The sequence below is a fragment of the Herpetosiphon llansteffanensis genome (genome assembly GCF_003205875.1).
GTDB classification, from domain to species: domain Bacteria; phylum Chloroflexota; class Chloroflexia; order Chloroflexales; family Herpetosiphonaceae; genus Herpetosiphon; species Herpetosiphon llansteffanensis.
Genome location: NZ_PUBZ01000136.1, coordinates 79,422 through 102,527, shown reverse-complemented (window position 1 = coordinate 102,527; position 23,106 = coordinate 79,422). Strand labels below are relative to the sequence as shown.

General features: G+C 50.3%; 26 protein-coding genes. 8 read left to right on the top strand and 18 right to left on the bottom strand.

The genetic code is table 11. The features are described from left to right. Nucleotides 1-5 precede the first annotated feature (5 nt). Complete coding sequence (locus tag C5S61_RS22270) at nucleotides 6-752, top strand: DUF4388 domain-containing protein (RefSeq protein WP_164689725.1); 747 nt, start codon at nucleotides 6-8, stop codon at nucleotides 750-752. A gap of 325 nt (nucleotides 753-1,077) precedes the next feature. Here C5S61_RS22270 and C5S61_RS22265 read toward each other — a convergent pair whose 3' ends face one another. The 6 genes from C5S61_RS22265 to C5S61_RS22240 all read right to left on the bottom strand — a co-directional run bounded on the left by C5S61_RS22265 (nucleotide 1,078) and on the right by C5S61_RS22240 (nucleotide 5,366). Further along, nucleotides 1,078-2,298 carry a hypothetical protein gene (locus C5S61_RS22265; RefSeq protein WP_110519002.1) on the bottom strand — a complete coding sequence of 407 codons (1,221 nt, stop codon included), beginning with the start codon at nucleotides 2,296-2,298 and terminating at the stop codon, nucleotides 1,078-1,080. Nucleotides 2,299-2,396: 98 nt separating this feature from the next. Continuing rightward, complete coding sequence (locus C5S61_RS22260) at nucleotides 2,397-3,350, bottom strand: DUF6263 family protein (protein WP_124033488.1); 954 nt, start codon at nucleotides 3,348-3,350, stop codon at nucleotides 2,397-2,399. 96 nt (nucleotides 3,351-3,446) lie between these two features. Next, the gene (locus C5S61_RS22255) at nucleotides 3,447-3,872 is read right to left on the bottom strand and encodes an LIC_13387 family protein (RefSeq protein WP_110518998.1); all 426 of its coding nucleotides are present in this window, start codon (nucleotides 3,870-3,872) and stop codon (nucleotides 3,447-3,449) included. Then, complete coding sequence (locus C5S61_RS22250) at nucleotides 3,872-4,267, bottom strand: hypothetical protein (RefSeq protein WP_110518996.1); 396 nt, start codon at nucleotides 4,265-4,267, stop codon at nucleotides 3,872-3,874. The genes C5S61_RS22255 and C5S61_RS22250 overlap by 1 nt, the downstream gene beginning before the upstream one ends. A gap of 9 nt (nucleotides 4,268-4,276) precedes the next feature. Further along, entirely contained in the window at nucleotides 4,277-4,801 is a 525-nt protein-coding gene (locus tag C5S61_RS22245) for a DUF2867 domain-containing protein (protein WP_164689724.1), read from the bottom strand. Further along, the gene (locus C5S61_RS22240) at nucleotides 4,743-5,366 is read right to left on the bottom strand and encodes a TetR/AcrR family transcriptional regulator (RefSeq protein WP_164689723.1); all 624 of its coding nucleotides are present in this window, start codon (nucleotides 5,364-5,366) and stop codon (nucleotides 4,743-4,745) included. Before C5S61_RS22240 ends, C5S61_RS22245 begins: the two co-directional genes overlap by 59 nt. A gap of 166 nt (nucleotides 5,367-5,532) precedes the next feature. Here C5S61_RS22240 and C5S61_RS22235 point away from each other — a divergent pair, with 166 nt between their 5' ends. Then, nucleotides 5,533-6,696 (top strand): glycoside hydrolase family 27 protein, encoded by a 1,164-nt coding sequence (locus tag C5S61_RS22235; RefSeq protein WP_164689722.1) that lies wholly within the window; start codon nucleotides 5,533-5,535, stop codon nucleotides 6,694-6,696. Between the two features lie 67 nt (nucleotides 6,697-6,763). Here the strand turns inward: C5S61_RS22235 and C5S61_RS27160 are convergent, their stop codons facing one another. Together C5S61_RS27160 and C5S61_RS22225 are read right to left on the bottom strand one after the other, a co-directional pair. Then, nucleotides 6,764-7,801, bottom strand: a complete 1,038-nt coding sequence (locus tag C5S61_RS27160) for a choice-of-anchor J domain-containing protein (RefSeq protein ID WP_205701461.1) — start codon at nucleotides 7,799-7,801, stop codon at nucleotides 6,764-6,766. Nucleotides 7,802-7,954: 153 nt separating this feature from the next. After that, complete coding sequence (locus tag C5S61_RS22225) at nucleotides 7,955-8,896, bottom strand: NADP-dependent oxidoreductase (protein ID WP_205701460.1); 942 nt, start codon at nucleotides 8,894-8,896, stop codon at nucleotides 7,955-7,957. Nucleotides 8,897-9,006: 110 nt separating this feature from the next. On the opposite strand from C5S61_RS22225, the gene C5S61_RS22220 reads away from it, so the two are divergent. Next, on the top strand, nucleotides 9,007-9,393 hold the full coding sequence (locus C5S61_RS22220) for a winged helix-turn-helix transcriptional regulator (protein ID WP_439109060.1): 387 nt from the start codon (nucleotides 9,007-9,009) through the stop codon (nucleotides 9,391-9,393). 3 nt (nucleotides 9,394-9,396) lie between these two features. Here C5S61_RS22220 and C5S61_RS22215 read toward each other — a convergent pair whose 3' ends face one another. The 5 genes from C5S61_RS22215 to C5S61_RS22195 form a co-directional block, all read right to left on the bottom strand. Then, complete coding sequence (locus C5S61_RS22215; protein WP_205701459.1) at nucleotides 9,397-10,182, bottom strand: helical backbone metal receptor; 786 nt, start codon at nucleotides 10,180-10,182, stop codon at nucleotides 9,397-9,399. Then, nucleotides 10,166-10,801: a hypothetical protein gene (locus C5S61_RS22210; protein WP_110518987.1), complete on the bottom strand. Its 636-nt coding sequence runs from the start codon at nucleotides 10,799-10,801 to the stop codon at nucleotides 10,166-10,168. The genes C5S61_RS22215 and C5S61_RS22210 overlap by 17 nt, the downstream gene beginning before the upstream one ends. Then, complete coding sequence (locus C5S61_RS22205) at nucleotides 10,798-12,099, bottom strand: glycosyltransferase family 4 protein (RefSeq protein WP_110518985.1); 1,302 nt, start codon at nucleotides 12,097-12,099, stop codon at nucleotides 10,798-10,800. The genes C5S61_RS22210 and C5S61_RS22205 overlap by 4 nt, the downstream gene beginning before the upstream one ends. Before the next feature lie 70 nt (nucleotides 12,100-12,169). Then, nucleotides 12,170-13,159, bottom strand: a complete 990-nt coding sequence (locus C5S61_RS22200; protein ID WP_110518984.1) for an NAD-dependent epimerase/dehydratase family protein — start codon at nucleotides 13,157-13,159, stop codon at nucleotides 12,170-12,172. A gap of 20 nt (nucleotides 13,160-13,179) precedes the next feature. After that, nucleotides 13,180-13,944 carry a glycosyltransferase family 2 protein gene (locus tag C5S61_RS22195; protein WP_054536478.1) on the bottom strand — a complete coding sequence of 255 codons (765 nt, stop codon included), beginning with the start codon at nucleotides 13,942-13,944 and terminating at the stop codon, nucleotides 13,180-13,182. Nucleotides 13,945-13,977: 33 nt separating this feature from the next. Here C5S61_RS22195 and C5S61_RS22190 point away from each other — a divergent pair, with 33 nt between their 5' ends. Then, nucleotides 13,978-14,757, top strand: a complete 780-nt coding sequence (locus tag C5S61_RS22190) for a polysaccharide deacetylase family protein (protein WP_240614553.1) — start codon at nucleotides 13,978-13,980, stop codon at nucleotides 14,755-14,757. A 65-nt stretch (nucleotides 14,758-14,822) separates the two neighbouring features. Here C5S61_RS22190 and C5S61_RS22185 read toward each other — a convergent pair whose 3' ends face one another. From C5S61_RS22185 to C5S61_RS22165, 5 genes are all read right to left on the bottom strand, one after another. Then, entirely contained in the window at nucleotides 14,823-15,080 is a 258-nt protein-coding gene (locus tag C5S61_RS22185; protein WP_110518982.1) for a GlsB/YeaQ/YmgE family stress response membrane protein, read from the bottom strand. Between the two features lie 68 nt (nucleotides 15,081-15,148). After that, complete coding sequence (locus tag C5S61_RS22180; RefSeq protein ID WP_054536475.1) at nucleotides 15,149-15,406, bottom strand: GlsB/YeaQ/YmgE family stress response membrane protein; 258 nt, start codon at nucleotides 15,404-15,406, stop codon at nucleotides 15,149-15,151. 633 nt (nucleotides 15,407-16,039) lie between these two features. Continuing rightward, entirely contained in the window at nucleotides 16,040-16,558 is a 519-nt protein-coding gene (locus tag C5S61_RS22175; RefSeq protein ID WP_110518980.1) for a hypothetical protein, read from the bottom strand. Further along, on the bottom strand, nucleotides 16,558-17,721 hold the full coding sequence (locus tag C5S61_RS22170; protein WP_110518978.1) for a methionine aminotransferase: 1,164 nt from the start codon (nucleotides 17,719-17,721) through the stop codon (nucleotides 16,558-16,560). Before C5S61_RS22170 ends, C5S61_RS22175 begins: the two co-directional genes overlap by 1 nt. A 10-nt stretch (nucleotides 17,722-17,731) precedes the next feature. Beyond that, the gene (locus tag C5S61_RS22165) at nucleotides 17,732-18,715 is read right to left on the bottom strand and encodes a zinc-dependent alcohol dehydrogenase family protein (RefSeq protein ID WP_164689721.1); all 984 of its coding nucleotides are present in this window, start codon (nucleotides 18,713-18,715) and stop codon (nucleotides 17,732-17,734) included. 403 nt (nucleotides 18,716-19,118) lie between these two features. Here C5S61_RS22165 and C5S61_RS22160 point away from each other — a divergent pair, with 403 nt between their 5' ends. From C5S61_RS22160 to C5S61_RS22145, 4 genes are all read left to right on the top strand, one after another. Continuing rightward, on the top strand, nucleotides 19,119-19,760 hold the full coding sequence (locus C5S61_RS22160) for a RodZ family helix-turn-helix domain-containing protein (RefSeq protein WP_110518974.1): 642 nt from the start codon (nucleotides 19,119-19,121) through the stop codon (nucleotides 19,758-19,760). A gap of 20 nt (nucleotides 19,761-19,780) precedes the next feature. Further along, nucleotides 19,781-20,647, top strand: coding sequence for a hypothetical protein (locus C5S61_RS22155; protein WP_054536470.1), 867 nt, complete (start codon nucleotides 19,781-19,783; stop codon nucleotides 20,645-20,647). A 34-nt stretch (nucleotides 20,648-20,681) separates the two neighbouring features. Then, a complete protein-coding gene (locus tag C5S61_RS22150; RefSeq protein ID WP_054536469.1) occupies nucleotides 20,682-20,924 on the top strand; it encodes a hypothetical protein in 243 nt (80 codons plus the stop codon). 130 nt (nucleotides 20,925-21,054) lie between these two features. Beyond that, on the top strand, nucleotides 21,055-23,097 hold the full coding sequence (locus C5S61_RS22145) for an NAD(P)/FAD-dependent oxidoreductase (RefSeq protein WP_110518973.1): 2,043 nt from the start codon (nucleotides 21,055-21,057) through the stop codon (nucleotides 23,095-23,097). The last annotated feature ends 9 nt before the right edge of the window (nucleotides 23,098-23,106 follow it).

Here is a 23,106-nt window from a genome sequence, read left to right as displayed (position 1 = left end):
TTGCCATGGAACTTACAGGCACGTTCAATAGCTTTCCGTTACGCGAATTACTCGAATTGATGCAACAAAGCTCAATATGTGGCGAGCTCGAAGTTATCGGCCAACACGGGCGTGGGGTGATTCTCACGCGTGATGGGTTGGTGCGCCATGCAGAATATAGCGATAAAGTCGGCCCAGAAGCAGTTTGGCTCTTATTCGAGGAATCGAATGCCCAATTTGCGGTGCGCGATTTACGCGAACTCAGCCAAGAAACCATGGTTTCGGATGCAACGAGCCTCTGCGATGAGGCCGAGGATCGCGCCCGTTCATGGAGCGAATTACGCAATTTTATTCCCAGCGATAATGCGATTCCTTATATTCGTAATGGCGCAATGCCCAGCCAACCACTCGATTCAATGGCTGTGGCCGTCGCCCGCACGATCAATGGCGAACAGAGCATTCGCAGCATTGCCGAACGCCTAATCATCGAGCCAATCGATGTTTCACGGGCAATTGTGCGCCTAATCAAAGCTGGAGTGGTGGCAATTATCGGGGTTGATCCAGCTAAAAGCTTAGCTGCCAAGGTCGTAGTGCCAGCAAGTGCGCCGACCCCAAGCCCAAATCTAACCCCAACCCTGATCCCAGCAAAACCAGCTGAGTTGGTCAGTGCACCATTGCCAGCCCAACCAGCAACCCAAGCTTCTAGCGATGTTAGCCGCCCAAATCAAGGTGGCTTGCTTGGCCGCTTGGCTCAAGGCCCAGCCCGCCGCTAAGCAAAAAAATAACCACCAAGGGCGCGAAGGCCACAAAGGAATTAAATCCTTTGTAACGTTCGCGCCCTTGATGATTAAATTCCTAGCCCTTCATCCTTCACGCATCCTTCGGTTCTCTGCGCCGCTACGTTAAAATGACGAGCCATGAGAGCTTTTTAACCACGAAGAACACGAAGGTAATTTTTTTGCCACAGATTGCACAGATTATTTTTGATTATGGCCTCCTAGCCCAAAGCCTAGAGCCTAGAGCCTAATCCCATTTTTGCCTTTTGACTTTTGCCTTTTGATTTGATTCTTCATCCCTCATCCCTCATCCTTCATCCTTTTATTTAACCCACACTGGATAACTGCCATACTCAAAGGCTTGGAGCGCTTGGCTGGTTGGATTCCAGACGAATACTTGCGGTGTTGCATAGATCGGGCCTGAGTCAGCGCAGCTATAACTGCCCTTGGCAAAGGTCAGCCAATCGCCGCTTGGATTCCATGCCGCGCCATGAATTTCTTGGCCAGTATTATCGGCAATTGGCCCTAAATTCGGCGTAAGCGCTGCCGAGCTAAAATCGGCATTTTGCACGCTCAGCACTTGCGCAGTCAAACAGGCACTCACATGAAAAGTATCGATATAGGCCAGTTGCTCGCGTTTGGCATTCAATTGCACGCGGCTTACGCCATTGCCACCAATTTCGCTCAGCGCTTGAGGCACACCATCCATCAAAACCCACCATTGCATGCCATTGCCCGATGCGCCAAGTAAATTAACTTGGCCACCATGGAAATAGATCCAGTCATCGTGACTCAAAATATCATCAACCACCCAGCTGCCATTCTCATCCTCAACTAGCTCGCCAAGCGGGCTAAATGCACCATCAGTTAAACTAGCCTCGCCAATTTGATTGCCATTATGCACCACCAATGCGCTGCCATCGCTAAGCCAAGCTGCACGATAGCCAAGCGTGCTCACTACGATATTTTCAGGTTTAGCACTCTTCAAATCATACACATCAACAAATATCTCGCCCATATCGGTTAATTTGAGCAGCGCAAACTTGCCATCGCCATTAGGCGACCAAATCGGCTCAAAGCTGCTTGGCAAGCGCAAAAGCTCTTGAAAATCGAGGCTATAAATGTGCAAAAAATCGCCCTTGAAAACACTCAAATAGCTCAAACTTGGGTCAATTCCCAAGCGCGCCAATGGCACTGGTCCTTGCTCTTTGTATTCCGTTTGCACATCGCCACCAGTCGCAGCAATTGAGTTAATCGCAAAACCTAAGGGATCAACAAAATAGATTCTGCCGGTCAGCATCGACGTATCAACCAGCGCATTGGGATCATCGCTGGTTGGCGTTGCTGGCGCGTTGCTCGGCTCAGCCGCCGCTTGAGTTGGCTCGCTTGGCGTACTCGAATCCAAGGTTGCGGTGGCCAAGACTTCAGCTTGGCTGGCTGGCGTAATCGTTGGTGGTGGCGTAATTGTTGGGCTGGTGGCTTGGCCGCCACAGGCAGCCAAGAGCAGCACACTCAACAAACCACTAAAAAAGCGTAAGCGCATCACAAAATCCTCAAATAAAAAGCGTGCTATCGTTATAGCACGCTGGAGATCGATAAACCACGATAAACAACTTAATCACAGCTGAAAAAAAGCTGATGTTATGGTTGGAGTTGCACTTCCATATGCAAGGTCTGTGACATCGGCATGGTTAGTGATTGCCCCAGATCCTCACCTTCGATTTTAATCACCATCGACATGGTTTGATCAAGCACATTCGATTTGAGCATGCCTGTGGCTTCATCAATCACAACGGTGCCACGTTGGCTATTCTCGCCTTCGCCTTTTTCGATCGCCAATTTCATATCATCACGTTCCATCAGGCCAGGGAAGTTGAATTCACCAATCTCAAATTGGCCAGTCAGATCAAACGTGGCTAGGCCTGCATTGCGCTCTTTCAAGCTGTAGGTGTTGGTCAAAACCATCGAGAAAATTTGCAAATTCATATCGGTTACATCTTGCCATGAATCGCCAATTGCCATTGGTTTGCCGCCAAATGGAATAATCGTGGCTTTGGCATAGGATTGTTCAAAGGTTTTGGTCAACATATCGCGCATCATCAAGGTCTGTTCGTTTTCTTCGCTGCCAACAAGCATTTTATCAAGCATCTGATCGATACCATCGATCTTGGTTACTTTTGCTTCTGGGCTTAAAGTAAGCGTCATTGGTTGGCTGGTCAGCCCAGCAAATTGCGCAAATTCTGGCGAATCGGTATTTGCAGTAGGATCAGTTGAGTCGTAGCTCAAGGCTTGATCTTGGGTTTGCATATCAACCTGCAGCGAATCGATCACAATCCGAATGACTGTTTCGCCTTCCGGCGAGACCGAAACCACGCTTTGTTCCATTGTCATGGTCGTAGTGGTAGCTTGGGTTTGCTCAGTCATAAACATGGTTTGGGTCATGGTTTGCACTTGGGTCGATTTATAACGATAGGTTTGATTTGGCTGAACATTTAATTTCAAGGTGAGATTTTCGCTATTGGTGGCAGCTTTATCATTTGTGCCACACGCAACCAAACCAACCAACACGAACAGAACCAACATCCGACGTAGCATATAAGAGGCCTCGATTGCACTAAAAATCCAAGATCGCTCTCGTCGATCTTGGCATCTATATCGTGCTTACTATACTCGATTCCTGGGGGCAATATTTCAGGCTTGCGATGGATGTTGGGGTTGCGTTTGGCGACTAGCCAGCGCATACAACACCGTGGTAATCGTAAACGAGCTACTAGGAAAGATAAAAAAGTAGCGCAGCGAAAGCACAGCCAAACCCAATGAAACTGCGCTATTGAAGCGCCAAATTGCCCGCAAACGGGCTGGCTCATTGCCCAGCGCCCGCAGAATCAGCAAATTCAGTACGCCATAGCCAATCAATAAATAGCCCATGGCCAACGAAAAGCCGCTATTCAATTGCAACATGCTGCGTTGAGCGCCGGGCAACTGCACCTCAATTTGTTGCAACTGGCTGGCTGCGCTCGAATCTGCCGCAGTTTTAAACAATTGAAAATAGAGATGGCCTAGCCCAACGATCATAAAAATCCAAGCGCCAAGCTTGCCCAGAAATGAGGTTTGCATCAATGTGCTCCTTGCTTAATCAGGTTTGTCCGTGGCGTTGCCCACCATGTTAGCCCAGCCAACGCTGCCAATAAAAGCCATTGCGGAGCCAACCACAGCTGTCCAGCAACCACAAGGCTCAAGATTAACCACAACGCGCTGTAGGCGAGATATTGGCCAGTAATTGCGCGCGCTTGTTCAATTGGCCGAGGATGCTGGCCTAAGCGCCAAACTTGATAGGCCAACCAAGCAAGCTGAATCGTCAGCATATGCCAAGTTGCCACAAGTTCTAAACGTGGGTTGGCTGCTAGATTGGCTTGGTTCAAGGCCTGAATGCTGGTTAATTGGCCAGCCACCCCATGGATTAACGCCGTTGCCCCACCAATCAAGCCCACAATTGTTGTACGTGCTAGCATCGTTTGCTCCTATGCCGCTGGCTGTAAACCGGCAAGCCCAGCCTTAATCATCTGGTTGACGACTACATGGTGAAATGGTCGAATCACATTAAAGTAGACAGGCCCTGTCCAAGCGTGATAGCGCACAATCGTGACGGTATGCAGGTTGTACGCTAACCCACCACGTGGCTCCAACACCACCGCAAGCCATGCAGTAAGATGCGATTCGCTGGCCGAGGCCACCAAATATTGGCCTTCTGCTGCCGCTGCAACCTTGAAAAAACTCAAGTTTTGGCCTGCTTGCATTGGCACTTGCTCAGGCCGCAGCTGCTTGGTATCAGGTAAGCCTTCTTGGCGCATGCCCAACAGCCGCACAAAGCCCCAGCGAATTGCATATAAACTCTGCATCCAACGTGGGTTATAGCCAATCATGGCGGCGATAAAACGGCGCAACTCTTGCTCAGGCTGGGCGGTCTGAATCTGGCGGGTTTTAACATCAACGTGATTCGCTTGGGCGATCAGGGGCGCGAGAATCGGGTGCTGCTGGATCGACATCAGGGCCTCCAGGAATTGCATATAAACGCAAAAATTCATCGTAAAGCTGGCGTAAACGTGACATTGGCAGCATTGGTTGCATCAACACAGCGCCAAGCAAAATTACATAGGCATGCTGGGCCATCAATAAGCCTTGATTGCTATTACCAGTAATTGCGCTACAAATTTCGGCCACAAAGCTCACCCGCAGGCTATCGATGCGTTCGATCATTGCCCTAACTTCAGCATCGTGAGCCGCCCAGCCGCGCATGGCAATTTCCACATCCCACGGGTCGTTGGCTGCATAAATTGCCACAATCGTCAGCAAATCAAACAAGGCGCGCAGTTTTTGGCGAGGGTCGGTATAGCTCGCCAAATGCTGAATAATGTCTAAGGTATCTTGTTGCTCGAATTGCTGCAAAAGCGCGGTTTTGTAGCTTGGCCAGCCGCCAAAATGATGATAGAACGAGCCTTTGGTCACCCCCAAATCGGTCGTCAAACGCTCGATTGTCAAGGCCGAAACCGATTCGCTGCTGAGAATACTCAGTCCATGTTGCAACCAATCTTCACGGCGTACCCGTGCCATAGTGCCTCCGTTTATGCCACAGCTAAAACATACCATACTGTATGGTATTGTCAAGTAGGCTTAAAATTCTAAAAATATTATCCATGAAAAGCTTTGACATTGGCCAAGCGCAACGCCTACAATGATCCTATGGTTAAGGAACGGCCCTTACCACATGGAGAAATGTATGACTACTTCAGAGCAACCTCTCTCACCTACGCCACCAATGGGTTGGAACTCGTGGAACATGTTTGGTAGTACGATTCATGAAGATTCAGTCCGCGCCACAGCTGACGTGATTGTTAGCTCTGGGCTTAAGGATCTTGGCTATAACTATGTTGTGATTGACGATTGCTGGTCGACCAAAGTTGGCCGCGATGGCAATGGCGATTTGGTTGCCGACCCCGAAAAATTCCCCAGCGGCATTAAGGCGCTGGCCGATTATATTCATAGCCTTGATTTGAAAATTGGCATCTACTCTGACGCAGCACATCTGACCTGCGCCAGCTACCCTGGTAGCTTCGGCTTCGAGGAGCAAGATGCGCAATTATGGGCTTCGTGGGGCATCGATTTTCTGAAATATGATTTTTGTTTTGCGCCAACCGACCAAGCCACAGCGATCGACCGCTACACGCGTATGGGCGAGGCCTTGCGCAAAACCAACCGTCAATTTCTCTACTCGCTGTGTGAGTGGGGTGGCCGTAGCCCGCAACTTTGGGGCCGTTCGGTTGGCGGACATATGTGGCGGGTAACTGGCGATATTTTCGATAGCTGGGTCGATATTTGGGTTGCGCCGCACAAATATTATGGCCTCGGCATTGACACGGCGATTGATATTGCCGCCAACTTGGCCGAATACGCCGGCCCCGATGCGTGGAATGATTTGGATATGCTGGTGGTCGGATTGAAAGGCAAAGGCCAAATCTCCGGCGGTGGCTTATCGTTCATCGAATATCAAACCCATATGTCATTATGGGTCATGGCCTGTTCGCCATTGATGATTGGCTGCGATATTCGCAATATGGATCGCGAGACCAGCAGCTTGTTGACCAACCGCGAAGTCTTGGCCGTCAACCAAGATCTATTGGGCATTGCTGGCCGTCGAGTTAAGCAAATTGGCACCTGCGAAATTTGGAAAAAACCGCTGGCTGATGGCTCGGTTGCGGTTGCGTTGATCAACCGGGGCGCGAATGGCAGCGATTTAACCTTGCGCGCTTGCGATATTGGCCTGCTCGACACACCAAAATCGGTGCGCAACTTGTGGGCCCAAGAAGATATTGCCGAATTTGGCGAAGCGTGGCAAACCCGCATCCAGCCCCACGAAACCTTGTTGCTCAAAATCAAAGCCTAAAATTATCACCCCAAGCGAAAGCCCCGTGAGATGGAATGTATCTCACGGGGCTTTTGTTTAATCACGTTTAGGCATCTTTTTGAATTGGGGCCATAAAGACTTTGAAGACTGGAATTTCGGGGGTACGGGTTGGCGTACGCGTTGGGGTGTTGGTTGGGGTATTGGTTGGCGTACGGGTCGGCGTGTTGGTTGGGGTATGGCTTGGGGTAATCGTTGGCGGTGTGCCGGTTGGCGTGCGCGTGTTAGTTGGCGTGTTGGTCGCCGTGTTGGTTGGCGTGTTCGTCACCGTATTGGTTGGGGTGTTGGTCGCCGTATTGGTTGGGGTAGCTGTAACCGTAGCTGTGTTTGAAGGCGTTGGCGTATGGGTAATTGGGGTCGGCGTATCGCCACCAGACACATTGCCCGAATAGCTAAAATCGTCAATCCCAATATACTGGCCATTATCTGCTGTATCAACAATATAGTGACGAAAACCAATCCGGCCTACGGTTGGCTGGTTCACCCCACTGATGGTATAGGTAAATTGAGCCCAATCGTCACATGGATAGCCATCACTGCCATCGGGATCATCGCCAGTTTCTTGATTAGGATTAATCCGGCCAATCAGATTCGAGAAATTGCCAGTGTTATTACCACTAGCAACGTTGGTGCTGGTTCCAGCAGTGCTATAGCGAATGTCTAAACGATCTGCAAAAGCTAAGCAGCCACGCGATTGCGTCCAGAATGAAACAGTTTTACCATTTTCCAATACGAGTGGTGGTGTTAGCAACCAGTTACTAATAATGGAGTCGCTATCAATATCTGAAGCCTCCCAAGCAGAGCCAGCAAATGAATTCGCAGCACCTGAGTGAGAGGACATCTGCGTAAAACCATTCGAGCGGCCTTGTTTCCAGCGATTATGATCTGTATCATCATCATTGCGTGGCTCGCTCGCATTCACAACCACCCAGCCATCAGCTAAAGCATCGTTTAGCGAATCGAAGTTTTCATTTAAAACGGTGGGTGCGCTAGGTGCGGTGGGTGTTTGAGGCTGAGCCAAACCCTGTAAGCCGATCCCGGCCAGCAAGAGTATCCCTAAAAGCGAAGCTCGAAAGCGTGTTGCCATGTGTGCGGTGACCTCCCCATATAAGTGCAGATGCCCCTAAGTATAAGAAAACACTTAACAATCTGCAACATGCAAATGGGAAGATAGTCCTAGGCACTTGAGTAGCCCATGGCAGATAGTCGCTAGGACTATCTGCCATGAGGCTGCGTGAAGTTAGCTCACTTTGACGACAATTTTGCCGCGCACCCGATTGCTTTGCATGCGCTCGTGGGCCGCAGCAAGTTCGGCAAAATCAAAAACATGCTCAAGCTCGATGCGCAGTTGTTGGCTGTCAATTAATTTGGCAATTGCTATAAGTTGAGCTTGATCAGCATGCACCAAGTGGCTCAAGCTCTTGCCTGCGTGGGCCGCAGCCAAATCTTCTGGTGGCGAGCCAACAATCGTGACCAAGCCAGCTTGGGGTTTTAGCACTGCATACGAGCGCGCTTGAACCTCGCCGCCAACTGTATCAAACACTACATCAACTGGCGCGATTTGTTGCTCAAATGGCGCAGCTGTATAATCGACAAATTGATCAACGCCCAATTCGCGCACAAAGCCTTCGTTGCGGGCCGAAGCAGTCGCAATCACATGCGCACCACGTAATTTGGCCAATTGCACCGCCACATGGCCAACGCCACCAGCAGCTGCATGGATCAGCGCCCGATCGCCAGCCTGCAAACCAACCGCATCGAAGGCTTGCCAAGCGGTCAACGCCACTAATGGCACAGCTGCCGCTGCTTCAAAAGTGAGACTTTCGGGCTTAGCCGCAACTTCGCTCGCAGGCGCAAGCATATATTCCGCATACGCTCCAGCAGGCGTTGGAAAATTGACCATGCCATAGACTGCATCGCCAACCTGCCATTGACTAACATTTGCCCCAACCGCAGCAATTGTGCCCGCCACATCCCAACCCAGCACTAATGGAAAGTTATCGTTGCCAAAAAAGCCAGGAATATACCCCGCGCGCACTTTGTAATCAACCGGATTAATCCCAATCGCATGCACGTTAATCAATACTTGATCGGCTGCTGGCTCAGGCCGCTCAATTTCAGCCTGCACCAATTCGTCAATGCCGCCATAACGATTAATTTGAACTGCTTTCATCGTCGCCATATCCAGGTATCCTTCCATCTAGACAACCAAAACTTTGCCCTAAGTATAAACCGTGCTATGATTTTTACAAGAACGCACAATTTTGTTGTGTACTAACAAAATTGATACTATTGGATTGTAAAGGGCTAAATCGTATGTGTCATGATTATGGGTTCAGCTATTCGTGCCCGGTTGAGGCAACTATTGCGGTAATTGGTGGCAAGTGGAAGTGTGTGATTTTGTTTCATTTGTGCGATGGCAAGAAGCGCTTTAGCCAATTGCAACGCTTTTTGCCCGAAATTACCCAGCGTATGTTGACCTTGCAACTGCGCGAACTCGAAGCCGATGGTGTGATTAGCCGCACGGTGTATGCCGAAGTGCCGCCACGGGTCGAATATGCCCTGACGGAGTTTGGCGAGAGTTTGCGGCCAATTCTGTTTCTGATGCGTGATTGGGGTCAGGAGTATCGCGATACGATTGTGGATACCAAAAGCCGTCAAGCCAGCCAAACCAACTAAATATCAATCGCCACTTAATAAGCGACGATAGCTTTGCAAAGCCAACGGAATCCGCGGGCCATACCAGGTGAGCAATTGGCCATCGCAGCAATTAATTTGAGGAGCCAAGCCCTGCAATTCAGCAGCATCTGCTTGGCTAAAGCTATATGGTTCGTCGGGGAGTAAAATTCGATCTGGTTGCAAGGCCGCAATTTCAGCCAATTCCAAGCGTGGATAGCGTCCCGCTGGATCGACTAAACAATTACTGGCCCCGCAACAGGCTAACAAATCGGCGGCGTAGGTCGCTTTGCCAACCCACATCCATGGGTCGCGCCAAATCGCCGTTGCTACCCGTTGTTGTCGAATAGGCGCAAGCGCCAGCTCAGCCTGAATCGCGTCGATCAAGGGCTTAGCCTGCTCGCTGCGCCCAAGCATGCGAGCAATGGTTTGCAAGCAAGCCATGGCCTGCTGCACGCTATCAATATCGCTAACATAAATCGTCAAGCCAGCAGCTTCGAGTGCCGCAATATCGCGCTGACGATTTTCTTCCTTGTTGGCGATAATTAGGTCGGGTGCAAGCGCAATAATCTGCTCGCAATTGGGATTTTTCGTGCCCCGCACTTTGGGTACTGTTGCCACCTGTTCGGCGGGCACAATACAATAATCGGTGATACCGACAATGTGCTCGGCCAAGCCCAACCAAAAAAGATACTCGGTTAGGCTTGGCACCAAGCAGACAATACGCTGTGGCACGTGCTCGAAGCGCAATTCACGACCCAAATCATCGCGGATGTTATAAAATTTGGCCAACCAAATACCCTATAAAACTCAGAATTAGATTATAGAACAGTAAACCATAAGCAACGCTAACGAAGGTTTCTTCATAGGGCTTGGAAAAAAGCACCCGCAGCGCCTTTAAAGTCGCAACCATAAACAACAAACTCAAAGCCAAGCCCGAAATTGCCCCGACAAAGCTCACAAAGCTCGTTAGCAAATAGAAAACGCCGCCAACCACCAACATAATTGGTGGCCAAGCCATGGCTAAAGCAGTGGCAAATTCATCACGCTGGCGAAAACTGAGGCGCTGACGTTGGGCAATAAACGAAATCAAGGCCGCAAAACCAGCAGTATGCCCAATGACATTAATCAGCAGCAACAGGGAAGCCTGCTTGCCCGGAGCGTGATTAACTAACATCTCAATTACCAACAACAACAAACCGCTGACAAACGCTCCAATCGCGACATAGATCAAGGCGTTTTTGAGCGAGCCACGCCCGCGCACAAGGCCAAATGGCGGTTCGCTCGGCTTGCCAGCCAAGGCAATCGAGGCTTGCAGCAGTTCGGGAAGTTGCATTGTTGGAATGGGAGGTGATGGCGGCGACGATGGAGCAGATTGTGATGACGAGGGCTGAGGGGTACGAAAACTCATTGGAATCCTCCACGCAAAGAGCGAGCTTGCAAAAGTTCGTGGTAGGTGGCAAGGGTTTGCCGCGCCACAACCGGCCAATCAAAACTCCGACGCACAATCGCTGCTCCTGCAGCACCCCATTGCGGCCAGTATTGGCGCAAATCGAGCGCTAAACGCAGCGCATTGGCCAAAGCCCGTTGATTGTTCGCTGGCACCAACAAGCCATTATGGCCGCTGATAACTTTATCGGGAATGCCGCCAGCAGCGGTTGCTACCACCGGCAAGCGATGAATCATCGCTTCAAGCGTGACCAACGACGAACCTTCATACAAGGTTGGATGAATGAACAAATCGACATGTTCATACAATGAATGCAATTCACGATCACTCAGACGACCGAGCAGGCTGACATGTTGCAACAAGCCCAGATTTTGGGCTTGTTGCTCCAGCGCTGGCTGCTCTTTGCCAGTGCCAACCATCAACAAGCGCCAGTTTGGAGGCAACACGTCGCGCAGTTCGGCCAAGGCCGCCAGCAACAGATGATAGCCCTTGTTGCGCTCCAAACGACTGACGGTTAAAAACACCACCTCGTTGTTGGCTAAATCCAAGCGTTGCGCCAGCGCATGGCCCAATTCAGCATCTACCTGTTCCAAGGCTTCAGCAACATCAATTGCCGAGGGCAAGACCGCCACCCGCGCAGGATCAACGCCTAAGAAATGCGGTAGATCATCGGCAGTGCAAGCATCGGTGGCAATCGCACAATCTGCTTGGCGATGGCTCCATGAATACTGGGCGCGAAACGGAGCATAGGCCAGCTGCTTGCGCCAATCAACATTCTTATATTCTTCCATACCATGCGGGTTGGCAATATGGGGAATGCGGCGCAAATGTGGCTGCTGTTGGCGCACCAAGCCCCAGCCCAAGGCACACAAGCCTTGCGTATGCACTATGTCAATCTGGCCTTGCTGGGCAGTTTTGGTCACTGCGCTCGCCTGCTGCCAAGTAAAAATTGGATAATTAATTTGGCGGCCAAGAATGCTATTTGGTCGCAACCACGGGCTGGTGCGATCATAGCGGGTTTCATGCACGCGAATCAACGGGTTTTGGCACAAGCGCGCATAGGCTGTGCCTGAGCTTGGGGCATCATCGGGAATCGTTTGCGTCCAGAGATCGAGCTTAACGCCCAAATCGCTCAAATGGGTGACCAAATGAAAAACATGGCGTTCGATGCCACCAAAGCCGTGCAACGGAAAAACCGCCCGACAAAGCATGGCGACACGCAATTGCTGATCGATTGAAGGCGCAGACGTTGTTGACATTGCATAACCAAACTAAATAATTTCCCCTCTCCCTTAGAAGTGGGAGAGGGGTTAGGGGTAAAGGTAGAAACTACCAATAGGCTTCGCGAAAATCGCGATAAAAGCTGACCGTATGCTCTAAACCTTGGCGCAAACTGGTGGTTGGTTGCCAGCCCAAAACCGCTTGAATCCGGCGATAATCGCTATACACGCTGCCAATATCGATGCGGGCTTTTTCGGGAGGAAACGGCACAAGCCGATACGAGCCAGTGCCCGCCACTTCCGTCAAGGTCGAAATCAACTGCAAATGGCTAATTGGCTCAGGGCCACCAAGATTAAACACTTGGCCATCGGCGGCAGGGTTGATTGCAGCCAACAAAAAGGCTTCAACCGCATCATCGACATAGGTATAATCGCGTTGCTGCTCGCCATCGCCATAAATGCTAATCACTTCGTCGTCGAGCGCTTGGCGCACAAACCAGCCCAACGCTGTTTGGCGGGCATGGCGTACCAACATGCGCGGCCCATAGGTGTTGGTCATGCGCAAGGCACAGGCCCGAATCCCATAGACATTATTGTAGAGAATGTGATACCACTCACCAGCCATTTTGTTGATGCCATTAACATCGGTTGGGTGCAACAGATGCTGCTCATCGACTGGCACATAATCGGGGCGGCCATAGATTTGGCGGGTGCTGGCAAAGACAATTTTGATCGCAGGATTATTGTGGCGACAAGCTTCCAAAATCGAAAGCTGCGCACGACAATTAATATCCAGGTCGTTGAAGGGATTCTCCATTGAATCAATATGACTAACCTGACCAGCTAAATTAAACAGATAGTCTTGGCCTTGCACCAAATATTGCAACGAATGTTGGTCGCGCACATCGGCAATATTAATCCGAACGTGGTCGGCCAAGCCGTGCACATTGGCCATATTGCCGCCATACTCTGGCACCAATGAATCAACGATCACAACGTCTGCGCCTAAATCGACCAAGCGAAAGGCTAAATTCGAGCCAATAAAACCCAAACCGCCAGTAATCAAACAGCGCTTGCCGCGAAATGCCTGCTGTATCACACAACCTCCATACGAGCCATTTAGCCTACGTCACGCCCAAGCGCGCGTTGGCGAGCAGCTTGTTCCTTAAGATGTTTACCGAGGATGACCAATTTCCACCACAGCTGCAACAACTGAATCAGGGTGCGCCACAAACGGGGGAAATTAAAAAACTGTGATTTGCCATACGTCCGATGATAGTGATGGACTGGCACTTCAGCGAAATTAAAGCCTGCATCCTGCAACTTTTTCACCAATTCCAAACAGATTGTGCCGCTATCCGATTCGAGATTGACCACATCGAAAACATTACGCCGAATCAAACGAAAATCGCAATCAACATCACGCAATTTAAAGCCAAATAAAAATTTGACCCCATGGTGATAGATTCGGCCAATAATTTTCCGATGCAATGGGTCAGAACGAGCAATCTTGTAGCCGTTCACAATATCAACCTCAGGGGTTAGCACTTGGTACAAATCACGTAATTCATTGGGGTCGTATTGGGCATCGCCATCGGTATAAAACACCAAATCTTTGGTGGCTGAAGCAAAGCCGGTGCGTAATGCTCCGCCGTAACCGCGATTTTTGGGGTGGTGAATTGGGCGAAAACGTGGATATTTGGTGGCTAAATCATCAAGCACTTGCGCGGTATAATCACTGCTACCATCGTTAACCACGATCACTTCATAATCATCGGTGAGCTCGGGTAAAACGTGAAATGCTGTGATCACCAAGCTACCAATGGTGCCAGCATCGTTATAGGCAGGAAAGAAGACCGAAATACTTGGACGTTCGCTGGTCATTTATAATCCTTTGACTGGTTTTTAATCGTTTTGATGCAGATTACTAGCAGCGATTATAGCAGAAAGCGCCACGCCTGCCGCCATAGCTTGGTGTTAATTGGGCTACTTTGGCTTTTAATTGGTTGTGGTTCCAGCGCCCCAACCCCAAGACCAACCATCACATGGCGTTTGGCCCAGCCAGTTGCCGCCACAATTACCATTGGGCCAACCTATACGCCGCAAGCAACCGAGGTTCCGCCAATGCAATCAACCCAAACCAGCAATAAAGTGGTGTATTTGACCTTTGATGATGGCCCCGACCCAACCTGGACACCCAAAATACTTGATTTGCTGGCCCAGCATAATGCTCAAGCCACGTTCTTTGTGCTCGGACGCAATGCCCAAGCCTATCCCGAAATCATTGAACAACAACGCTTAGCTGGCCATCTGCTGGCGAATCATAGCTGGAGCCACCCCGACCTAACCCAGCTTGATCAAGCAAGCGTATTAAATGAGCTGAGCGCAACCCAAGCACTGTTGGGCGCAACCGCGAGCAATTGTTTTCGGCCACCCTATGGCAAGCACAACCAGCAAATTGCTGCCAACGCCAATCAACTAGGTTTGCGAATGGTGTTATGGGATGTGGATAGCGCTGATTGGAAACAACCAGGTACTGAGGAAATTGTGGCCCGAATTCGTAGCCAAGTGCGTGATGGAGCCGTGGTGTTGCTGCATGATGGCGGTGGTTCGCGCCAACAAACAATCGAGGCCTTGGAAATTCTGCTGCCTGAGCTAGCCGCCCAAGGCTATCGCTTTGTTGCCGCCTGTAGTTAAACAAAAATCGCTAGCGATACGACGTTGTATCACTAGCGATTCCACAGATCAGAGCCAGTTGTGGCTTAGCGGACGCGTCCACGTTGGAAGAGGTTTACAATCCCAAGCAAGACGACTGCACCAATCAACGAGGTCAAGACGCTCCACACGTTGAACACGTTAGCGGTCACGTCGCGGTTGATCAAAAAACCGCCAATGAATGCTCCGATGATACCGACAACAATATTCAATACTGTGCCTTGTTGAGCATCGGTGTTCATAATTTTGCTAGCAACCCAACCGATCAATGCGCCGAAGATAAGCCATGCAATAAGTGAAAACATTATAGATTCCTCCAAATAGTTAATTCAATATCAGTGCTTGTTGATACTAATTAAGTAAGCTTCAAAACTTAGCGAACGCGGCCACGTTGGACCAAGTTGACGATTGCGAGTAAGACAACTGCGCCAATCAACGAGGTCAAGACGCTCCACAAGTTGAACACATTAGCGGTCACGTCGCGATTGACCAAAAAACCGCCGATGAATGCACCAATGATCCCGACAACAATATTCAATACTGCGCCTTGTTGAGCATCAGTGTTCATAATTTTGCTAGCGACCCAACCGATCAATGCGCCGAAGATAAGCCAAGCGATAAGTGAAAACATTGTGATTCCTCCATTAGTTTTTTCAAATAGTGCTTGTTGTTACTACTGTGATTGCTTATGCAGAAAGTGTGCCAGCATTTCTTTTTCAGTAGTTGTACATTGTTTAGTTTCCTATCAATGTACTTGTTGTTCTACTGTTGCTGTAATGCAGAAAGTGTGCCAGCGTTTTTCTGTTTGTAATCGACAGTTGTAAACCTGTTCTGCTAGTAAGTAAATGCAGAAAGTGTGCCACCATTGAAATTATGAAGGATGAAGGCAAAAGGCAAAAGGCAAAATTGGGAGAGGATTCAGAGGTCAGGATTCAGGGGCGAGGGATGAAGTCAAAAGGCAAAAGTCAAAAGTCAAAAAGCCCATAGCCCTTCGCGTTCTTTGCGCCCTTCGCGGTTTCAATAAGGGGTCAGCTTTAACGCAGCGGCGCAGAGGATACGAGGGATCAGGATTCAGGGGCGAGGGATTAGGCTCTTGGCTAGCATGAACATAATCCCACGAATCTGTGCCAATCTGTGGCGAAAAAACTTAACCTTACGTGGATCAAAAAATTAACCTTCGCGATCTTCGTGGTTTCAGGCTTCGTGCTCTTCGTGCTCTTCGTGGATCAAAAAATTAGGCTTCGTGTCCTTCGTGGATCAAAAACTAATCAGGCTCGAAGCCCAAAATATCGATCCGTGAATTGCTGAGCACAACCCAATCGCCAGTTTGCAGCTGCTCATTGGGCAATTTGGCCACGTTTGGGCCGGTTATGGTCGTGCGCAAACCAATGCTGCCAATGCCAACCGCAATAATTGCTTCGACATAGCTCACTGCATAGCCCAAATCATCGCGCCGCTCCCAAGTAATTAAATCTTGGATGCAGCCATAGGCCAGCGGCATGGTGCTCAAGCCATTGCCAACCTCTGGCTCGATTGCCATGCGCTGGGTATCTGCTGGTTGCAAGGCGACTCGGCTCAGCTGAAACACCAACTGCGCCTTGCCATAGCGGCCCGCATGGGCCTGATTCACATGATTATGGCGATCAACAACGCCTAAGCGCACTTGCTTAAAACCCAGCACAACTAAGGGCAAAAAGCGCTGCCCGCTGCTATGCATCCTGCCTGGAATCAATTCTTCGAAGCAGGAATGCAATTGCAATGCTTGAGATTTTGGAAAACGCATCAGCTTCGGCTCCCTAAGCGCTTGAGTTTTTCAGCTGCGGCGGCAATCGTTTCGGGCTTTTTGGCAAAGCAGAAACGCACCATCCCCGCTTGATAATTATCGTGATAGAAGGCTGATGGGGGAATCGCTGCCACGCCAATTTCGCTAATTAGATGGCGGCAAAATTCTGCATCATTATCCCAGCCCAAATCGCGAATATCAGCCATCACAAAATAGGTGCCTTGCGGCGGCAACACATACAACCCAGCATCGCCCAGCGCCTTAACCAATTGCGCTCGACGGGCGCTATAAAATTGTAATAACTGGCGTTCGTATGGCTCACCAGCATTCAAGCCAACCACCGCCGCCGCTTGCAAAGGCGTGGCGCTGGCAAACGTCACAAATTGATGCACCCGCCGAATCGCCTCGGTCAGCGGATTCGGTGCAATTGCATAGCCAATTTTCCAACCAGTTACGCTAAATGTTTTGCCAGTGCTGCTGATGGTAACCGTGCGCTCCCACATGCCAGGTAAGGTGGCAATCGAGCAATGCTGATGGTCTTCAAAGACCAAGCGATCATAGACTTCATCGCTCAATACCAGCAAATCATGCTCAATCGCAATTGCTGCCAACTGGTTTAATTCGGCCCGCGACCAAACTTTGCCAGTCGGATTATGTGGCGTATTTAGAATGATGGCTTTGGTTTGCGGCGTAATCGCAGCCCGAACTTGGGCAAAATCCACATCCCAGCGTGGCTCGCTCAAACGAATATAGCGTGGAATGCCGCCAGCCATCAGCACATTCGGCGGGTAGGCATCGTAATATGGCTCAAAAATGATAACCTCATCGCCTGGATTAATCAGGGCCATAATTGTGGCAAACAATGCTTCGGTTGCCCCGCTGGTGACCGTAATTTCCGTCTCGGGATTGACTGAGGCTTTGGTGTGACGCTCCCATGTCCGCGCAATCGCCGCTCGCAAGGTTGGCAAACCCGTACTTGGCGCATATTGGTTGAGATCGGCATTGATGGCGCTACAAGCAGCATCTTTTAAAAATGCAGGCCCAGCAAAATCAGGAAAGCCTTGGCCAAGATTGATCGCTTGATATTGCGCGGCCAAAGCGCTTATTTCACTAAAAATTGAAGTGCCAAAGCCAGCTAAGCGATTGGCGGATTTGGGATGCACAACAAGCCTCCTAGCCTGTAATCACGACTTTACCAGTGCCGCCTTCGGTTGCCACACGCACGATCCCAGCCAGATCATCGAGGGCGACCGTGGTATCAACATGCGGTGCCAAACGACCATCGGCAAACATCGCACTCACATCAGCGATCAGTTTGCCAAGCACTTGCGGGGTTTGGCGGTTGAGCCAGCGGCCAAGCCAAAAACCACGAATTGTCGCTTCGCTAAAGATAATGCGGCCATCAATTTGAATTGGTTGGTTGCTCAACAAACCATAAACGATCATTTGACCATAGGGAGCCATTGCATTGAATACTGCTGTGCCAGTTTCGCCAGCAACAGCATCAATCGCCTTGGCAATACCTTTTTGACCAGTAATTTCCTTCCAGCGCTCGGCAAGATCGTCGCCGGGATGGGTGATTACGCCAAGTGCACCAGCGTCAAGCAAAGCTTGGGCTTGTTCGGCTTTGCGCACGGTCGCCACAACTTTGAAGCCACGAATTGCGGCCAATTGCAACATCGCGCGGCCCAAATGCGAAGCGCCAGCAGTTACCAAGACTGGTTCGTCGGGCTGCAACTGCAATTCATCGCTCATAATCCACGCGGTCAAATAATTGACCCAGGTACAAGCAGCTTGGGCATCGCTGAGTGCTGCCGGAGTTGGCACCAAAAATTGCGGCTTGACGACGGCATACTCGCGCCAAGTGCCCTCGGTCCCGACTGCGCCGAGCATAAGGATCACCCGATCGCCGACAGACCAGCCAGTAACGCCCTCGCCGAGCGCCTCGATCACCCCAGCGGCCTCGTTACCTGGGACTGCTGGTAAGCTAGGGCGCACCCCATACGTCCCTTGAATCGTATAGACATCAGATGGATTGATCGAGCGCGCGGTTAGGCGGACTAAAACCTCGCCAGCGCCAGCGGTTGGGGTTGGCTTTTCGACCAACTGCAACACATCTGCCAAGGCTCCAAATTCATGAAATTCAATTGCTTTCATGGCATCCCTTTGGCATAAAACACACATCGACGTGCTAAAGTATATCGTATCCCCCATGAGGTGACATGTCAATCAATAATTGCTGCTTCCAAGCAGCGATAAACGGCGTAGCAAAATCGGGAATCGGGCCAGCAAGCTGCTAAAATAGCCCATTGTAATGGCCAATTCCCCCCATAGGGATAGGCTAATAGAGGACTAATAAAACATTGACAAAACTCTAGCCAACTTGTAGTATAATTTCAATGCGCGGCATTGATAATTATGTTCATCTGCACATGCTCGCGACACCTCAATTAATGTGTGTGTACATCATGAGCAGGGCATAACTCAGCCCACATTTGGATAGTGATGGTGGTAGCAATTGACGACCTTCCACAGAGCTTGGCAGTACGCAACAGAGCGCATGAAACGAGCATCGGTACATCGGTGGCTGTGGTTTTTTGTCGTTAGCACAGGTCTTGCTGGTTGTACCCAACCAGGTGGGTTAAACCTTCAATCGTTGACCCTGACTGCTGCCAATCCAACCGTGAGCGGCTCGAACCCAAACATTCAACCAACCGTACCATCACAAACCAACGTTTCTGGTCAGCCAACCCAAATTCTCGTGCCAACCGCCGTTGAAGATGGCCCGACCAGCCAAGTTATTGCAACCAGCGCGCCAGTTGAGCCAAGCTTAGCGGTACCAACGGTTGTACTAACCCCACCACCAAGCGGGAATGCCGCATGGGAGGCTCAGAAAGTTGATGTTCAGCAATTTAGCGAGCCAACAACCTATGCTGCACCTGGCACAGTGATGCTTTGGTGGTATGATCCAAACTCAGGTCAATATGTTGGCCTTGGTTGGGTTCGCTCTCCACTCATCGCAAGCGGCGAGTTTCGATTGCGTTGGAGTGGTTTAGCTGCTTTAGCCATCCCATATACGATTAACGTAGATTATGGCTTGACCTTAGAACCAAGCATGATCCAACGGATTCGACGTGCTGGCTATGGCGCTGATGTTATTGAAACATTTGTCTATCTTGCGCCCGATATTACGCCACAATAGGGCAGAAGGAGACTGTACATATGAGCAGTCGGTATTTAGAAATGGTTCGCGGTCAGCGCCGCAACCGAGGAGGCGGTTTTCAGTTTACGGCGAAAACCCTCTTGGTTGTGCTTGCCGTATGCGCCATGGTCGGATCGGCTGTGTATTGGTGGGGCATTCAGAGCGTTCTTACCCCCAATAAGCTGATTGCTGGCTCCTTTACATTGATTTTGGTTTTAGCACCGCCCAGCTTGGTGAGCTTCTTGATTCCATGGTCACCAGCAGGCATGCTGTTGCAAAAAATCAATGCCCGAACCCTCGGCTACGTCGTGGTCGTGGTCTGTGCCTTGATTCTGGTCTACTACTCGTTTACCTTGCAATATCAATGGTGGGAAACTCAGGCAGTCGTCCAAGATAGCAACATTACCTTGTTGCAAGTGTTGGTCGGGTTGATCGGCTTTATCTTTATTCCTGCATTGTTGTGGACTCCAGTCAGCAGCGAAGAACTGGTCGAACAGATTCGCCAAGCGCACTTGGTACGCCGCTACGAATTGCAAACCCAAGCCGATATTGCTATTTTACGCAATACCTTGCTCCGCGCTCAAGAGAAGGCGTTGATCGGTTTTGCTAATTTGACTGTCCAAGAAAAAGAAGAACTAGCCTCGGTTATGCGTGGGTTGGTGCGCGGCATCGATACTACCATGAAAGAGCTAGCCCAAAGTGTTAAAGCAGTTAGCGGAACCGTAACACCCTTCGCAGCGTTAGAAGATAACGAGGACATCAAAGGGTACTTGGATTATGTTGCCGATAGTTTGATGGATACCTCCATGAACCCTGGCACCAAGCCAACCAATACCACTTCGATGGATCGCTCGCCCATGGATCGACCTGGCGGTTACTCACGCTAGGTTTTAAACTAACTCATACCCTTGGAGGTGGCCGATGCGTGGTCGCTTACGCTCGACTGATGAACGATTAATCGATGATGACTTGACTGAATTGGCCGACGAATTGTCGATGCGGCTGTATGCAACGATGGGTCATCGCGTCTATTTGCTCAGTCGCCCAGATATTATTCAGCTCACCAAATCATATATCGACGATCTACATACGGAAGATCAAGATGCCATCTGTTGGCTGATTTGGGATCTCTTTCAAGAAGGCATGCAGCTGGAATTTGGCTAGACCAAGCTCCAAGCTCAAGCATCAACGCCGCTTTTAACATAAAGGCGGCGTTTGTGTTTCTAGCGCTAAAGCATTCTGCACCCCACCTGCGTAGTAGCTCACAGAATGTTTTATTGCGATTGTGGGAATTATGCACGTTTACGCACACTATGATCTTGAATGGGCTGCAGCACCAGCAACAATTTATGCCCGCTTGGCCGAGCTGCCAGGCTGGTTGTTGGGATCGGAAGCTGCTGGCCGCTGGCTTTGGGCTGATCAGGCTTGGCAGATTAGCACTAAGCATCTCCAGCAACGTTTGCATTGGCAAGCCCAAAGTAGCGATCAACCAAGCCTCAAAGCCGATTTGGTGCTCGAATTGCTGGATAGTGTTTCCAGCACCCACATTCGGGCAACCTTGCACGTCGAATGGCCCAAAACAGCGTTCAAATTATGGCACTATTGGCAACGCCGCCGCTGGCTACACAACCAATTAGCTGATGTTTTGCAACGCTGGCGCGGAGTTTGGCCCGACCAAGCACGTGCAAGCAACCAGCTTGCTGAGAGCCATCCGCGCACTTGGCAAGCGTTCCAAGCCATGAACGCCCTCGATCAACTGCAACGGATTCAAGCACTCGATCAACGCTGGCAACAGTTTGAGCAGGGCCAGCGGCCAAATCTCCCCTACAGCCAAACCGATCAATTGCCCAAGGCCGATACGGCGTTTGATTTGGTCTATGCTGGTGGCGGCTTGGGCTTGCTACACGCCACGATTATGGCCCGCAAAGGGCTGCGAGTTTTGGTGTTTGATCGCCATGAAGTTGGCTGTGCTCATCGCGAATGGAATATTTCTCAGGCCGAGCTTGAACGCTTGGTGGCAACTGGCTTTATCTCGTGGGAAACGCTCGAACGCGAGATTATTATGGCGCGCTATAGCGATGGGGTTGTGCGCTTTCACGCTGCTGGCTCAGCGGTTGCGCCCGCCGAATTACACTTGCCCAAGGTTTTGGATATTGCGCTTGATGCTGGTGCGTTGCTCAAGTATGCGCGCCAACAATTTTTGGCTGCTGGCGGCACAATTTGGGATGCCACCAGTTTTGAGCATGTTTATCACGATCCACAGCGCCAACAAACAGTTGTGGCTGTACGCAAGGCAGATCAAGCGCATGTGATTGCAACACGTTTGCTGATGGATGCCATGGGTGCAACCTCGCCATTGACCCTTGCAACCCAGCCCTTTGCAGGCATCTGCCCAACTGTTGGGACGGTGCTCAGCGGCGCAGACCATGACCAAAACTTGGGCGATATTTTGATTAGCGTTGCCGATACCCAAGCTGATCGCCAATTGATTTGGGAAGGCTTTCCAGGCCGCGATCACGAACTGACCGTCTATGTATTTTATTATGATCGGGTTGGTGCAAAAGCCCAGTATCAGCACTCGCTGCTCGATTTATTTGAAGATTATTTTGAATTATTGCCAAGTTACAAGCAACTACAACCGAATGCTAAGCATCTGCGGCCAGTTTTTGGCTATATTCCTGCCCGCCATGCCCTGAGCAAACCCAAGCCCTTAGCAGGAATTTTGGCCTTGGGCGATGCATCAGCGCAACAATCGCCATTAACCTTTTGCGGTTTTGGTTCGTTTGTACGCAACCTTGAGCGTACCACCGATTTGCTCGAACAAGCGCTACAACAGCAATTAACCACGCCCCAACAACTGAGACTGATCAGTGCCTACCAAAGCAACGTCAGCATGAATTGGGTGTTTAGCCGCTTTATGACTCCATGGGGCCGCCCGCAGGATGTCAACGAACTACAAAATGTCTTTGCCCATGTGCTCAACGACTTGGGCTACGAGCTTGCGCGGCGCTTCTTCCAAGATCAAATGACGTGGCAAGACTATAATCGGGTAGTATTAGGCACGCTGGCCTATTACCCAAACATTATGCAGGTTGCTTGGCAAGTGTTGGGCTGGCGCGATTGGCTGCGCTGGATTGCCGATTGGTTGCGGTTTAGTCGCGCTGCATTAATTGCAAACGTTGGCCAACACTTGCCAGCGTGGCTGATTGCGCGTTTGCCTAAACCATGGCTTTTTCAGTACAATGCAGCCTATGCCGAATGGCAAGCAATGGGTTGGCTCAATTCCAGCCCTGATCATCAACGCCAAGCGCTTGGTGCAAACACCGAAATTAAGTAGCTTGGCTCA

Coding starts and splice junctions, on each gene's coding strand:
- C5S61_RS22160 (WP_110518974.1), top strand. CDS start 19,119: ATGAAACGAGCATCGGTACATCGGTGGCTGTGGTTTTTTGTCGTTAGC.
- C5S61_RS22185 (WP_110518982.1), bottom strand. CDS start 15,080: ATGTTTTCACTTATTGCATGGCTTATCTTCGGCGCATTGATCGGTTGG.
- C5S61_RS22175 (WP_110518980.1), bottom strand. CDS start 16,558: ATGCGTTTTCCAAAATCTCAAGCATTGCAATTGCATTCCTGCTTCGAA.
- C5S61_RS22250 (WP_110518996.1), bottom strand. CDS start 4,267: ATGCTAGCACGTACAACAATTGTGGGCTTGATTGGTGGGGCAACGGCG.
- C5S61_RS22240 (WP_164689723.1), bottom strand. CDS start 5,366: ATGGCACGGGTACGCCGTGAAGATTGGTTGCAACATGGACTGAGTATT.
- C5S61_RS22155 (WP_054536470.1), top strand. CDS start 19,781: ATGAGCAGTCGGTATTTAGAAATGGTTCGCGGTCAGCGCCGCAACCGA.
- C5S61_RS22255 (WP_110518998.1), bottom strand. CDS start 3,872: ATGCAAACCTCATTTCTGGGCAAGCTTGGCGCTTGGATTTTTATGATC.
- C5S61_RS22260 (WP_124033488.1), bottom strand. CDS start 3,350: ATGCTACGTCGGATGTTGGTTCTGTTCGTGTTGGTTGGTTTGGTTGCG.
- C5S61_RS27160 (WP_205701461.1), bottom strand. CDS start 7,801: ATGGCAACACGCTTTCGAGCTTCGCTTTTAGGGATACTCTTGCTGGCC.
- C5S61_RS22190 (WP_240614553.1), top strand. CDS start 13,978: ATGCAGATTACTAGCAGCGATTATAGCAGAAAGCGCCACGCCTGCCGC.
- C5S61_RS22265 (WP_110519002.1), bottom strand. CDS start 2,298: ATGCGCTTACGCTTTTTTAGTGGTTTGTTGAGTGTGCTGCTCTTGGCT.
- C5S61_RS22195 (WP_054536478.1), bottom strand. CDS start 13,944: ATGACCAGCGAACGTCCAAGTATTTCGGTCTTCTTTCCTGCCTATAAC.
- C5S61_RS22165 (WP_164689721.1), bottom strand. CDS start 18,715: ATGAAAGCAATTGAATTTCATGAATTTGGAGCCTTGGCAGATGTGTTG.
- C5S61_RS22235 (WP_164689722.1), top strand. CDS start 5,533: ATGACTACTTCAGAGCAACCTCTCTCACCTACGCCACCAATGGGTTGG.
- C5S61_RS22150 (WP_054536469.1), top strand. CDS start 20,682: ATGCGTGGTCGCTTACGCTCGACTGATGAACGATTAATCGATGATGAC.
- C5S61_RS22205 (WP_110518985.1), bottom strand. CDS start 12,099: ATGTCAACAACGTCTGCGCCTTCAATCGATCAGCAATTGCGTGTCGCC.
- C5S61_RS22145 (WP_110518973.1), top strand. CDS start 21,055: ATGCACGTTTACGCACACTATGATCTTGAATGGGCTGCAGCACCAGCA.
- C5S61_RS22225 (WP_205701460.1), bottom strand. CDS start 8,896: ATGGCGACGATGAAAGCAGTTCAAATTAATCGTTATGGCGGCATTGAC.
- C5S61_RS22210 (WP_110518987.1), bottom strand. CDS start 10,801: ATGAGTTTTCGTACCCCTCAGCCCTCGTCATCACAATCTGCTCCATCG.
- C5S61_RS22180 (WP_054536475.1), bottom strand. CDS start 15,406: ATGTTTTCACTTATCGCTTGGCTTATCTTCGGCGCATTGATCGGTTGG.
- C5S61_RS22270 (WP_164689725.1), top strand. CDS start 6: ATGGAACTTACAGGCACGTTCAATAGCTTTCCGTTACGCGAATTACTC.
- C5S61_RS22245 (WP_164689724.1), bottom strand. CDS start 4,801: ATGTCGATCCAGCAGCACCCGATTCTCGCGCCCCTGATCGCCCAAGCG.